General features: G+C 50.3%; 10 protein-coding genes. 5 read left to right on the plus strand and 5 right to left on the minus strand.

Annotated features, from left to right (window positions below; genetic code table 11):
• The first annotated feature begins 29 nt into the window (after positions 1-29).
• The 4 genes from MAQ5080_RS05165 to MAQ5080_RS05180 all read left to right on the plus strand — a co-directional run bounded on the left by MAQ5080_RS05165 (position 30) and on the right by MAQ5080_RS05180 (position 5,723).
• On the plus strand, positions 30-2,042 hold the full coding sequence (locus MAQ5080_RS05165; RefSeq protein ID WP_067206469.1) for a GNAT family N-acetyltransferase: 2,013 nt from the start codon (positions 30-32) through the stop codon (positions 2,040-2,042).
• A gap of 242 nt (positions 2,043-2,284) precedes the next feature.
• Positions 2,285-3,277: a TRAP transporter substrate-binding protein gene (locus MAQ5080_RS05170; RefSeq protein WP_067206472.1), complete on the plus strand. Its 993-nt coding sequence runs from the start codon at positions 2,285-2,287 to the stop codon at positions 3,275-3,277.
• A 137-nt stretch (positions 3,278-3,414) separates the two neighbouring features.
• Positions 3,415-4,092, plus strand: a complete 678-nt coding sequence (locus tag MAQ5080_RS05175) for a TRAP transporter small permease (RefSeq protein ID WP_067206475.1) — start codon at positions 3,415-3,417, stop codon at positions 4,090-4,092.
• 17 nt (positions 4,093-4,109) lie between these two features.
• On the plus strand, positions 4,110-5,723 hold the full coding sequence (locus tag MAQ5080_RS05180) for a TRAP transporter large permease (protein ID WP_067206478.1): 1,614 nt from the start codon (positions 4,110-4,112) through the stop codon (positions 5,721-5,723).
• 82 nt (positions 5,724-5,805) lie between these two features.
• Here the strand turns inward: MAQ5080_RS05180 and MAQ5080_RS05185 are convergent, their stop codons facing one another.
• The 5 genes from MAQ5080_RS05185 to efp all read right to left on the minus strand — a co-directional run bounded on the left by MAQ5080_RS05185 (position 5,806) and on the right by efp (position 11,965).
• Entirely contained in the window at positions 5,806-6,555 is a 750-nt protein-coding gene (locus MAQ5080_RS05185) for a sulfite exporter TauE/SafE family protein (RefSeq protein ID WP_231870783.1), read from the minus strand.
• A 97-nt stretch (positions 6,556-6,652) separates the two neighbouring features.
• Complete coding sequence (locus MAQ5080_RS05190) at positions 6,653-8,011, minus strand: sigma-54-dependent transcriptional regulator (protein WP_067206481.1); 1,359 nt, start codon at positions 8,009-8,011, stop codon at positions 6,653-6,655.
• Positions 8,012-8,020: 9 nt separating this feature from the next.
• Entirely contained in the window at positions 8,021-10,297 is a 2,277-nt protein-coding gene (locus MAQ5080_RS05195; RefSeq protein ID WP_082861018.1) for an ATP-binding protein, read from the minus strand.
• A gap of 47 nt (positions 10,298-10,344) precedes the next feature.
• A complete protein-coding gene (gene epmA / locus MAQ5080_RS05200; RefSeq protein ID WP_067206484.1) occupies positions 10,345-11,319 on the minus strand; it encodes an EF-P lysine aminoacylase EpmA in 975 nt (324 codons plus the stop codon).
• Between the two features lie 70 nt (positions 11,320-11,389).
• Entirely contained in the window at positions 11,390-11,965 is a 576-nt protein-coding gene (gene efp, locus MAQ5080_RS05205) for an elongation factor P (protein WP_067206487.1), read from the minus strand.
• 165 nt (positions 11,966-12,130) lie between these two features.
• Here efp and epmB point away from each other — a divergent pair, with 165 nt between their 5' ends.
• Complete coding sequence (epmB, locus tag MAQ5080_RS05210; protein ID WP_067206490.1) at positions 12,131-13,141, plus strand: EF-P beta-lysylation protein EpmB; 1,011 nt, start codon at positions 12,131-12,133, stop codon at positions 13,139-13,141.
• The last annotated feature ends 58 nt before the right edge of the window (positions 13,142-13,199 follow it).

A 13,199-nucleotide genomic window follows, 5' to 3' on the forward strand; every position in this document is an offset into this window, starting at 1 on the left:
GCTTCTTTGTTTGAGTGCCAGGAACCCTTATGTCTGCCCATCCCATGCCCGCGCGCCAATGTGTTGTCAGTTACTCGACTCGAGAAGAGGCCCTAGAGCGCTTCAGCACACTCTGCCAAGGCTTAGACGACTGCTTACTGGTCAGCCACATCAGCGCCGACATCCCCCCTAATACAGCGTTGCAACAGATCAATTTTAAGGCGCTGCAGCACCAACTGGGCAACACTTATGAAGCGATCTTTTTAGATCTGTCTGGCGGGTTACACCTGACCGCGCTGTCTATTCTGGCGGGAACCCTGCGCGGCGGTGGCTTACTGGTATTACATTTGGGCGCAGACTGGTTAGCCCGAGAAGACTGCGAATTAGCGCGCTTCCTACCTTGGCCACTGACCAGTGAGCAGGTCACGAGCCATTATAAAACCCTCTTTTGGCATGCCTTACACGCTCCCGAGTCACCTTTTACCAGAGTCTGGCCAAGCCTCCTTACACCGTACCATTTGACTCAAACAACTCTCACCCCAGCACAACAGCACTTTGTGACACAGGTATTGGCGCAGTGCTCCGGCACCCATATCTTGTTGGCAGCCAGGGGACGCGGCAAGTCCTATGCCCTAGCCGAGCTGTTATACCAAGGGCAACAACAAGGCTTGCGCTGTGTGTGCACAGCGTCCAGCCCCCATAACCTCAGTACCTTAACGGAACACTATCAAGCCGTCGCCCAATCCCCTGCTCCCTTTGTCGCGCCAGATGCCTTGCTACAAGCCGAGCAACACTATGATGTATTAGTCGTCGATGAGGCCGCTAGCCTTCCCTTGCCCATGCTAGAAGCCATGCTGGAAAAGGCACAATGCTTAGTGTTTAGCAGTACCGATTACGGTTATGAAGGCTCTGGCCGAGGCTTTGGCATTCGTTTTAGGCAGCAATTAAAAGCCGCTAAACGCCCCTGCCAAGAGCATCATTTAACGAGCCCATTGCGTTGGGGGGAAAATGACCCATTGGAGCACTGGTTGGATCAACTGCTGTTTCAGGAGTATCAAGCGGGACCATTGCTTGAGCAACAGCCCAGTTATGTCACAGGGGCGCAATGGCAACAACTGCCACAACTTTTAGATCAAGCCTTTGCCCTATTAGTAAATGCTCACTATCAAACCACCCCAGAAAACAAAAGATGGTTGGTAGACGACCCAAGCGTGATCACTTTTTGCCACTATCAAGACGATCGCCTCGTAGGTGTGGCACTGGTGAGTGTGGAAGGTGAGCTGCCGGATGACCTCGCCGAACAAGTGATGCAAGGTAAACGCCGACCTCGGGGGCACTTATTACCACAATCCTTGTTGGCTCACGAAGGCATTGCCGAAGCGGGCCAGTACCGCTATTGGCGCATTAGCCGTATCGCCATTGCGGCAGACTACCAACGTCAAGGGCTCGGCAGCCAATTACTCAAGCGCATCGCGCAGCAGGCCAAGGCTCAGGGCGTCGACTTTGTTTGCACCAGTTTTGCCGCAACCACTGAAGTGGTTCAGTTCTGGCAACACAATCAGTTCACTGCGGTACGCCTAGGCACGGCCCAGGATCAAGCCAGCGGATCTTACTCGTTAATGATGCTCAAAGGCTTAAACGATCATAGCAAAGCGTTAACCCAGCAGTGGTCACAATATTTTGCCGAAGACTGGCTCAGCACCTTAGCGCTGCGTTTACGGGACTTATCCGAGCCACTGGTGATTGCCATCAGTCACACCTTAGCCATGGGGGAAAATCCACACATGGCCCAATTACGTGCCAAAGATGTGTCAGATTTGACCCTTTTCTGTCACCAACATCGTCCCTACGACTCCATTCGAGCGCCATTACTGCGCTTGGTTTTATCCGGACTAGCTAAGCAATCATTTTCCCCAGCGCATGCTGATGCCTTGTTATTACTGGGCTGTGGCCTTAATCAAGTATCCGAGAAAGACGCTCATCAGCTAGGTTTTAGTGGCAAAAAAGCCTTTTATCAGCATTTGAAAAGCGTCATTGCCAGCACCTTGTCCCAGCTAAAATAATGGGTGGCTTTCCACCCATCCCCTACTCAGCATGGGCGAACAACCACTCACACTTTCAATTCAAACATTACTTTCCAAACTTTCAAAAAAGAATATTTTCCTTTAAAAACATACACTTAAATATTTAATAAAAAATTGGCACGGATTGTGTAATAAGTACGGACAGCAACAACCAAATTGCGTTGCCTGTTTGGCCATGCCCAAGCTAACAATAATAAATACTCAAATTTGGAGTCATACACATGAAAAAAATCAGCCTTGCCCTAACGACTGCTGCCCTAGCGTTCACTGCGACAACAGCCTCTGCTAACTGTGATTCAGGCGAACGTGTGGTTAAGTTCAGTCACGTAACTGGTGGCACCACTCACCCTAAAGTTGTTGCTGCAAACAACTTTGCTGAGCGCGTAAACGAGGAAATGAATGGCAAACTATGTATCGAAGTGTTCCCTAACTCGACATTGTTTGGTGATTCCAAAGAGCTTGAAGCGCTTCTACTAGGTGACGTACAGCTACTAGCACCTTCCCTATCTAAATTTGGCTCTTACACGCCAAAATACGGCGTCTTCGATCTACCGTTCATCTTCCAAGACATGGACCACGCGATCCGCTTCACGCAAACAGCTGAAGGTAAAGACCTACTAACCGAAATGGACGACTACGCGGGATTCGTGGGTCTAGGTTACTGGATGTCGGGCATGAAGTACTTCTCTGCTAACAAACCACTAATGGTGCCTAGCGATGCAGAAGGTCTAAAATTCCGTGTACAAACCTCTGACGTAGCGAAACAAATGATCGCAGCGATGGATGCTTCTCCACAAGCGATGGCGTTCTCGGAAGTATACGGTGCGCTACAAACAGGTGTAGTAGACGGTCAGGAGAACACTTGGTCAAACATCTACACTAAGAAATTCTACGAAGTACAAGACAGCATCACAGAAACCAACCACCAGTTGTTGGCGTACCTGTTTATGACCTCTTCTGAATTCCTATCAAGCTTAAGCGATGAAGATCGCGCGCAATTCATTGCCATTGCGGACGCTGTCACTCAAGAAGCAAACGAGTCAGTTAAAGCAAAAGAAGCAGCAAACCGCGAAAACATCCTAAAAGCGGGCGGTACGATCAATACTCTGTCTCCAGAACAACGTGCTGAATGGGTAGAAACAATGAAACCTGTTTGGAAACAGTTCGAGAGCGATATCGGTAAAGATCTAATCGACGCTGCCGCTGGCGCATAAGCTCAGCACACCCGAGCAGCAATGCTAGCTCCTGTCGGAGCTAGCACTTTCGAGCCTTTCACATTGTGTTAGCACGCCCGTGAGAATTGGTGTGAAAGGCCTTTTTACGCTGCAGTTCGATGTTTAGGAGTCTCCCCATGGCATACTGGCCCCATTTATACTTATTAATATTTATTCTAGCCCTTTGGGCGCTGGAAAAACGTTTTCCAAAATTCATGGAACGATTGGAAGAAAACTTACTGGTTCTTATCATTTCTTCGATCATGGTTGTTTCATTCGGTCAGGTCATTGCGCGCTATGCCTTTAACACCGGCTGGGTGGCTGCCCTCGAATTTAATACCGTGATGTTCTCATGGTTAATCCTGTTAGGCATGAGCTACGGTATCAAAACCGGCTCCCACCTCGGGGTCGATATTCTCCTAAATGCCGTACCAAAAGGCGCCTGTAAAGTGCTGTCATTGATCGGTGCTGCTGCAGCGGCTCTTTACGGTCTGATTCTGTTGGATTCTACTTGGCTAGCCATGTTGGGCGTCGATGTTAGAGGTGGCGCGATTGAGTACTGGTACAAAATGTGGCGTATCGGTCTTGGTCAAGAAGAGCTACGTTACCCTGCCTTTATGGTGGAAATGTTCGATCTGCAACCGCGTGTACATCGCTGGTTAGTACTAGTGGTTCTGCCAATCAGCTTGGCATTACTGTCTTACCGTTCTCTACAAGCTTTTTGGGCGATTGCGACAGGCAAACGTGACATGCTGATCAGTGGTCACGAAGCGCAAGATCTTGTGGAAGAGAACAAAGGCGCATTGAAAGACTAATTGGTTAGGAGCGTATCGTGGAAGCTTTAATTTTATTCGGATTGGTACTGACGCTGCTCTTTATCGGGCTACCAGTTGGTATTTCCTTGGGCTTGTCGTCCATTTTATTTATTACATTTTTCTCCCATGACTCTTTGTCATCGGTAGCGATCTCCTTGTTTGGTGCAGGCCAGCACTACACGCTATTGGCGATCCCATTCTTTATCTTAGCGTCGTCATTTATGTCGACAGGTGGCGTAGCGAAGCGTTTGATTAACTTCGCCATTGCCTCGGTGGGTCACTTCCGTGGTGGTCTAGCGATGGCCTCTGTTTTGGCGTGTATGATGTTCGCGGCATTGTCTGGTTCATCCCCAGCAACCGTAGTCGCGATCGGTACCATTGCCATCGCTGGTATGCGTCAAGTAGGTTACTCAAAAGAGTTCGCCTCTGGCATCATCGCCAACGCAGGTACATTAGGTATCTTGATTCCACCGTCCATCGTAATGGTGGTATACGCAGCCGCGACAGACGTATCGGTTGGTCGTATGTTCCTAGCAGGTGTTATCCCAGGCTTAATGGCTGGTGGTATGTTGATGCTGGCGATCTACGTGGTAGCGCGAGTGAAAAACCTACCTGCTGAAGAGTGGAAAGGCTTTGGCAACCTAGTTCGTGGTGGTAAAGACGCTGGTTGGGGTCTATTCCTAATCGTAATCATCATGGGCGGTATTTACGGTGGTGCGTTTACCCCAACCGAAGCCGCTGTAGTCGCCGCCGTGTACTCGATCTTTATCGCGCTGTTTGTGTACCGTGACATGGGCCCTCTAAAAGGCCAAACATGGACCAACGACAGCGATGCACCCGCAGCACGTGTTGGCTTTAACGGCACGGTTTACGGTGTGTCTTTCTTCCTAGTGTGGGAAATCATGTCGTTCTTCGCTTTCGCAGGCAGCGAAACCGTGACCGCTGGTACACGTGCCATCATCGGCCTAGTACTGGGTGCAGCACTTGCTTTGTTCTATGTCTCAAAACGTGGTGCAAAACTGGAAGATGGTCTAGTGAGCTGCATCGCTCAAGGTATGCCAATTTGGGGCCGTAACTTCTCATTAATGGCACGTGGCTTCTTCCCTGCTCTATTTGGTGATGAGACCCGTAAGACCATGATGGAAGGTACTAAGACGACCATCATGCTGATGTTCATCATCGCCAACGCATTACTGTTCGCACACACATTGTCTGCAGAGCGTATCCCTCAGGCGATCACTGAATGGATGCTAGGCGTTGGTTTCAACTGGTTCACCTTCCTCATCGCAGTTAACGTTCTGCTGTTGATCGGTGGTCAGTTTATGGAGCCATCCGGTCTTTTGGTTATCGTTGCGCCAGTGGTGTTCCCAATCGCGATGGAGCTGGGTGTTGACCCAATTCACCTAGGTATCATCATGGTGGTGAACATGGAGATCGGTATGATTACGCCGCCGATTGGTCTGAACCTGTTCGTGACCTCGGGGATCACCGGTATGAGCTTGGCACGCGTGGTAAAAGCCGCTATGCCATTCGTAGCGGTACTGTTCGTGTTCTTGATCCTAGTGACTTACATTCCTGCACTATCAACTGCGCTACCATACGCCATTATGGGGCCAGAGATCGTCCAGTAACGGTTTAATGACAGCCCTCTTGTCATTGCTTAGGCGCTCCTCGGAGCGCCTTTTTTATATCCGCTTCAAGAGAAACAAACGACTAGAAAGACAGCCCCTGCCAGATCAGGCGCACCGCTAGCAAGGTCAGAATAAGGTTAAAAATCCGATGAAAATGACGGTCGGGCATTTTCTTCAACACTGTTAAGCCAACCCAAGTGCCGATGGCGCCACTGATCACCATACACACCAGCAAAGGCAGCCAAGCACCAAGCGGAAAGCCCGCTTGCTCAAACACCGCAATTTTCAGCACATGCTGTAGAGACATGGCGGTGGCAAAGGTCGCCACGGTACGAAAACGATCGATAAATACCTGTTTGATAAAGGCCGCCACCAAGGGCCCCGTCGCCCCCACAAACAAGGTCAAGAAAGTGGTGATGCCACCCGCGAGCATGGTGCCAAACTTACCCAGTACCAGCTTCGGCAGCTTCGGCCCCCAACACAGGAACAGGATGAAGCCGGCAATCGAGAAATACATGACATCGGCAGGCAATGCGACGAGTACAAACTGACCGATTAACGCACCGACAATCGCTCCGGGAAGAAACAGACCAATCAAACGCCAATCAATATGGCGCCAACTCATGCCGGCACGGCCTGCGTTAGAGCCCAGCTGTGCTACGCCATGCAGGGGAATAATCACAAGGGGAGGCAGCACCTGCGCCATCACACCAAGCAGCATAACGCCGCCACCAGCGCCAAAGCTGGCGGTAAAAAGAGAAGTAAAACCGGCAGTGATCACCAGTAGCCAAAAGATCATTGGCGACAGGCCATTTAAAAAGAATTCGCTCACAACAACACCCTATTCTGAAGGAAGGCTAATGCTAGCATGTTCCTTCAGAGGGGAATGGCTGTACGATGATTTCGAATGACTTAGAGGGAAATTTGAATTACGACTTGTATAAGTCTTTATCGAGGCCGTACTTACGCATTTTGTCGTACAGGGTTTTGCGCGGTAGACCAAGCGCATCCATGGTGTCTTTGATGGAGCCTTTTTGGCGCATCAGCTCTTGCTCTAGCAGGGTCTTCTCAAAACGCTCCATCTGCTCAGGTAAGGTCATCACCCCAGGGTTGCCTTCGTTGGTAATGATCTGGTCGAACTCAAACGAGCCCGCTTCGCCCATCAACACATAACGCTCGGCAAGGTTACGCAGCTCACGCACGTTACCGGGCCAATCATACGCCATCAAGCTGTGCATACGCTCCGCTGACAATGGCTCTGACTCACGCTTATATTGCGCGGTGGCCACCAAACAAAAGTGTTGCCAAAGCAGCGGAATATCATCTTTGCGCTCACGTAGTGGCGGGATGTCTACACGAACGACGTTTAAGCGGTAGTACAAGTCTTCACGGAAGGTGCCGGTTTCACTGAGCTCTTTCAAATCCACCTTGGTCGCGGCCAAAATACGCAGATCCAAGTCGACACCTTTATTGGAACCTAAACGCTCGACCTTGCGCTCTTCCAATACGCGCAACAGACGTATCTGCATCGACATAGGCATGCTTTCGATTTCATCAAGGAACAAGGTGCCGCCATTGGCATGCTCGATTTTACCGATACGCTGGGTTTTGGCATCGGTAAACGCGCCCTTCTCATGGCCAAACAGCTCAGACTCCATAATCGAGTCCGGTACTGCACCGCAGTTGATCGCCACAAATGGCTTAGCACGACGCGTGCTGTGTTCATGAATAAAGCGCGCCACCATCTCTTTACCAGTGCCGGTTTCCCCTTGCACCAAGATATCAGCACCGGTGTCGGCCACATGCAGTAATGCCTGACGCAGTCGATGAATCCCTGGGGTGTTACCAATGATACGTGGGCCCGGCGCGTTATGAGCCGCCAGTTCCAAACGTAAGAAACGGTTCTCCAGAGTTAAACGACGCTTTTCACAGGCACGGCGCACCACTTCAATAAAATCGTCATTGGAAAAGGGTTTTTCAATAAAGTCATAAGCGCCATCGCGGATGGCGTTGACCGCCATGCTGATGTCACCATGGCCGGTAATCAGAATAAAAGGAATCTCAGCGTCGATCTTCTTCACTTGTTCAAACAGCTCAAGACCGCTCATGCCGGGCAAATTGATGTCGCTGACAATGACCCCAGGCCAGTCGATGGACAATTGCTCGGTGACCCCTTGGGCTGAGCCAAATTCCAGCACATCAAAGTCTTCTAGCTGCAAGGTTTGCGAGATGGCCATACGCACCGATTGCTCATCATCGATGACAATGACGCGATCCAATTCTGACATGGGGAGTCCTTATTCTTTATCTAGCTCAAAGGCGTTTAGAGTAACACAAAACTCAGCGCCACCCTGAGGGTGATTCTGGGCACTCAGGTCACCATGCATGGAGTCCATAATACGCTGACTGATGGACAACCCCAGTCCCAATCCAGTACCACTGCTTTTCGAAGTATAGAAAGGTTCAAACAGGTGCTCTAATGCTTCCGGCGACAGCCCATTACCGCTGTCACGTACATAGATGTGCACCTTGTTGTACAACGGCTGCACGCGCATTTGAATCTGTTTGTCTGGACCAGCACACTCAACAATGGCGTCACAGGCGTTGGCCAATAGGTTCACCAGCACCTGCTCTAAAAACACCATATCCGCTAACACCGCCACTTGTACGTTGCTCGGAGCTTCCACGGCAATACCGGTTTCCTTAAAGCGTGGTTGCATTATTTTCATCGCCCCATTGATGGCGGACTGCACATCGATGGGTGTGTGTGCCACATTGCCTTTGCGAGCAAACACTTTGAAACGGGCAATGATGTCGCCCATATGATGACCGAGTTGACTGATTTGCTGCAGATTGCTTTTCGCTTGTTCAAACTTTTCCCGTTCTAGGAATTTCAAACCGTTGTCGGCAAAGGCACGAATCGCTGTCAGCGGTTGGTTTAGTTCATGATTTAAACCGGCGCTGAGCTGACCGAGTACCGCGAGCTTAGCGGTTTGAATCAATTCCTGTTGCGTCGCCTTATGCTCACCGATTTCGTGGCGTAAGCGTTGGTTGGCTTGCTCCAGCTCGAAGGTACGCTCTTTGACACGCAGCTCAAGGGCGTTGCGGGCATCGGTGATTTCTTGTTCGTAGCGCTTACGCTCGGTCATATCATGAAAGGTCACCAAATGACTGCGACGATTGGGCAGCTGTAACTCACATAGGGTGGCTTCCACGCTGACATCTTGGTCTGCCCCTTCCACATGGAATTTGCCCTCAACTGTGGTTAAACGCAGCGCGGTAGAAGCTTCACTCGACAAGGCCTGTCGCCAGCGTACTTGGTCCGGCTCCGCCACTTGGAACAAATCCGATAACGGCTGTCCAATCAAGCTCGATAACGAGCGTGCCGCCAGTTTTTCTACCGCGGGGTTAAGGGCTTCAATACGGTATTGGCCATCCAAGGTCACCAAGCCTGCTTGCGTGTGCTGAATCACTTCGCGGATATAGGCTTGATTATGACGTGCCATCTCAATGGCATCGGAGCGCTCTTGCAACATCCGTGAGCGTAAATGAGCCAGTCCAAAAATCAGTACCGTAATGGTAATCCCCCCCGCAAAAATCGCGCGCCACAGGGCAATTTGTTCCTCGATTGCGGTCAAGGGCACCAATACCGCCACTTGGAAATCTAACATTTGAATCGAGCGACTCATGGCGAGGTAACGATGACGCTCCACTAACTCATTGCCTAAGTGATCGGTCGCTTGGTCAAGCATCTCAATCACCGTCGCTTGCTCATCAAACGGGCGTTGCGACACGATCGGTAAGGTCTCAATGGCCTGATCAAAGTAACGCTGTGACTCTGCGATACGCGTCAGTTCCTCGTGCGACAGTTCACCCATGACTTTATAGAGCCATTGCGAGCGCGATGAGCTAAACACCACCCCATCAGGGTCGAGCATTAAGAAATCATAGGCTTGGTTATTAAAACGTTTTTCAAACTGGGTCAGATCGACCTTAACCACGGCCACACCGATGACACTGTCACCCTCAAAGACCGGATAGGAAAAGTAGTAACCGCGACGATTAGAGGTGGTGCCTAGGGCGTAATAGCGTCCTGGCTTGCCTTTGATGGCGTCTTGGAAATAAGGCCGGAAAGCAAAGTTGCCACCGACAAAGGAGGTACTCAGGCGGTAGTTGGACGCAGCAATGGTATTGCCGTCGGTATCAATGATGTAACTGTCTGAGGCTTCGGTGATACGGTTAATCTGTTCCAGTTCACGGTTGAGCTGATTAATATCCGATGGCAAACCGTCACGCAGCGCCTTGCGCACGCGATCATTAGAGGCCAACAGGGTTGGCATATGCTGGTATTTGGCGATGGCACTTTCAATCACGCTGGCCAGTTGGTTTAGCTGCTCTAAAGTATCGGCCGCCACATCCTCAGTTTGCTGTTGCTTGAGCGCATCACCGCCGCGCCATAATGTTAAAAGGCAAATCAGAAACACCGCCACATACAACCAAGCGAACCGTTTGGGGTTAGCGAGGGACTGCTTGGGATTGATAAAATGACTGAGCTTCTCTGACCAAGATATCATGGCACTCTCTTTGTTATTATGGCGCAGTGATTTAGGCCAGCCCGCGCTTACGCGTGGGGGCCGGCAAAGGGCATTACCGCTTCAATATGTGCTTTATTTTGCAATAACATTAGCAGACGATCCACGCCCAAGGCTACGCCTGCGCATTCGGGCAAGCCTCGCTCTAGGGCACTGATCAAGCGCTCGTCCGCTTGGCGCCACACTTGCCCCTGCTCGGCTCGCTCTGCCATTTCCTCGTGCATACGTTGTTGCTGCTCGGCGGCATCGGTTAATTCAAAGTAGCCATTGGCCAATTCCATGCCTTGCCAATACCATTCAAAACGCGCCGCGGTGGCATTACCTTGTTCATCTTGCTGTTGTTTCGCCAGCGCCGCTTGGGACGCTGGATAAGCATGGATAAAGCACGGCACCTGTTGACCAATATTCGGCTCCACTAAGGTGGCAAACAGCAATTCCAGCAAAGTATCGCGATCCTGCTCCTCAAGGCCATATTCGGTATGCTGATGGCAGACTTGCTGCAGCGCCGCGAGGCTGGCGCTAAACGGATTTACTCCCACATAACGCACAAACGCCTCCGCGTAGCTAAGACGCTCAGAGACGATCGTTTGGCCGATCAATTGCGTTAACAGGTCGTCCATTTCTCTCATTAATTGCCAGTGATCAAAGCCTAAGCGGTACCATTCCAACATGGTGAATTCGATGCTATGTCGACGGCCAATTTCCTCGGCGCGAAACACCTTTCCTAACTGATAGATACTCGGTACACCCGCGGCTAATAGCCGCTTCATAGCGTATTCAGGAGACGTCTGTAGGTAGTAAGTTACGTCCTGTCCCAAGGTGCGGGTTTGGCAGGTCAGTACTTCAATATGGGGATCACTGATAGTGCCAAGGGATAAGCACGGCGTATCGACTTCCAACACGTCACGCTGATAAAAAAACCTACGAATGTTATGAAACACCTCAGCGCGAAATTTCAGTGCTTTGAGATCTGCCGTCGGTTGCCAAACGTCTTTTGAATACATAGTTATGATCTTCTTTTAAACACAAAAAAGCCCCCACACCTTACGGCTGGGGGCTTTTTTAAAAAGATAATTACTTACCTGTTGCGCGCGATACGTACTCACCCGTACGAGTATCGATACGTAGCACTTCACCAATGTTGATGAATAGAGGTACACGTACCACAGCACCAGTAGACAATGTCGCAGGCTTAGAACCGCCGTTGGCCGTATCGCCTTTTAGACCTGGGTCTGTTTCCGTTACTTCAAGTTCGATGAAGTTTGGTGGTGTTACCGCTAGCGGTGCGCCGTTGTAAAGCGTGATCACGTAAGACTCTTGCTCTTTCAACCACTTAACTGCATCGCCTACAGCGTTTGCGTCAGCACCGTGCTGTTCGAAAGAACCGTCAGTTGCCATGAAGTGGTAGAATTCGCCGTCAGTGTATAGGTACTCCATATCCGTATCCATTACATCTGCTGCTTCTAGAGATTCACCAGATTTGAAGGTACGTTCCCAAACACGACCTGTTTTTAGGTTACGCAGCTTGATACGGTTGAACGCTTGACCTTTACCAGGTTTCACGTGTTCGTTGTCTAGTACAGCACAAGGCTCACCATCAACCATTACTTTGTTACCGCTGCGCAAATCGCTGGTAGAATAACTCGCCATAAATCCTCACAATATCATGATTTAGATAAAAAGCTCTGAACGAACAAGATGTTCGTCGGAGTCCATCGCGGAATAATTAAGCGAGACTCACAAGAGCGAAGGCCAATCGGCCAAAGATTGGCGGCCATAATAACCCAATTCAACTTAATTTTGCAGATATTTGACGTGATCCCGATTCAAAATGCGACCGAGACCCATTGGTCCACTGAGCTAGCACAAGCTATTAAATCCCCAGCCGAGCTGTGGCCCCTACTTGGCCTAACTGAGCAAGACCTGCCCGCTGCCCACAAAGCCATGGCATCCTTTAAAATGCTGGTGCCACGTCCATTTGTCTCACGCATGGAGTTTGGCAACGTCAATGACCCCCTGCTGAAGCAAGTGTTAGCCGATGATATCGAGATGTTACCGGTGGCGGGTTATAGCAAAGACCCTCTCGATGAAGGCAATCACAACCCACAAAAAGCCATCGTGCATAAATACGAGCGCCGTATTTTGGTCATCACCACCGGAACTTGTGCGGTGAACTGTCGCTACTGCTTCCGCCGTCACTTCCCTTATGGTGACAACCAATTGGCACAAAAAGAATGGGACAGCGTGATCGATTATCTAAAAGATCATCCCGAAGTGAACGAGGTCATCTTAAGTGGCGGTGACCCATTGATGCTCAAAGACAGTCAGCTGAGCCAACACATTGCGCGCTTGAACGACCTACCGCAATTAAAGCGTCTGCGGATTCATTCACGTTTACCGGTGGTGATTCCCAGTCGAATTAATGATGAACTCTTGGCGTGGGTTAGCCAAAGTCGTTTAGATGTGGTGTTGGTGCTGCACAGCAATCACGCCCATGAAATCGATCAGAGCATTGCTGACAAAGTCGCTCTACTGAAACGAGCTGGGGTCACGGTATTAAATCAAGGCGTGTTATTAAGAGGCGTGAACGACTCGGTCGAAGCACAGGTGAACTTGAGCGAGGCACTGTTTGCGGCCGGCATCTTACCCTATTACATGTTTACCTTTGACCCCATCGAAGGCGGCGCCCACTTTGACATTAGCATAGAAGCCGCGCAACAGCTGATGGGGCAAGTGGCACAGAAGCTGCCCGGTTATCTAATGCCCAAACTGGCCAAAGAAATCCCCGGTGAACCGGCTAAGACTGTCTTAGCACCCAGGTTATAACCCAGAAAAAAAACAAAAAGCCGCTCTCGCGTTCGCGGGCGGCTTTTGACATCAACAG

The sequence above is a fragment of the Marinomonas aquimarina genome (genome assembly GCF_900089755.1).
Lineage (GTDB): Bacteria > Pseudomonadota > Gammaproteobacteria > Pseudomonadales > Marinomonadaceae > Marinomonas > Marinomonas aquimarina.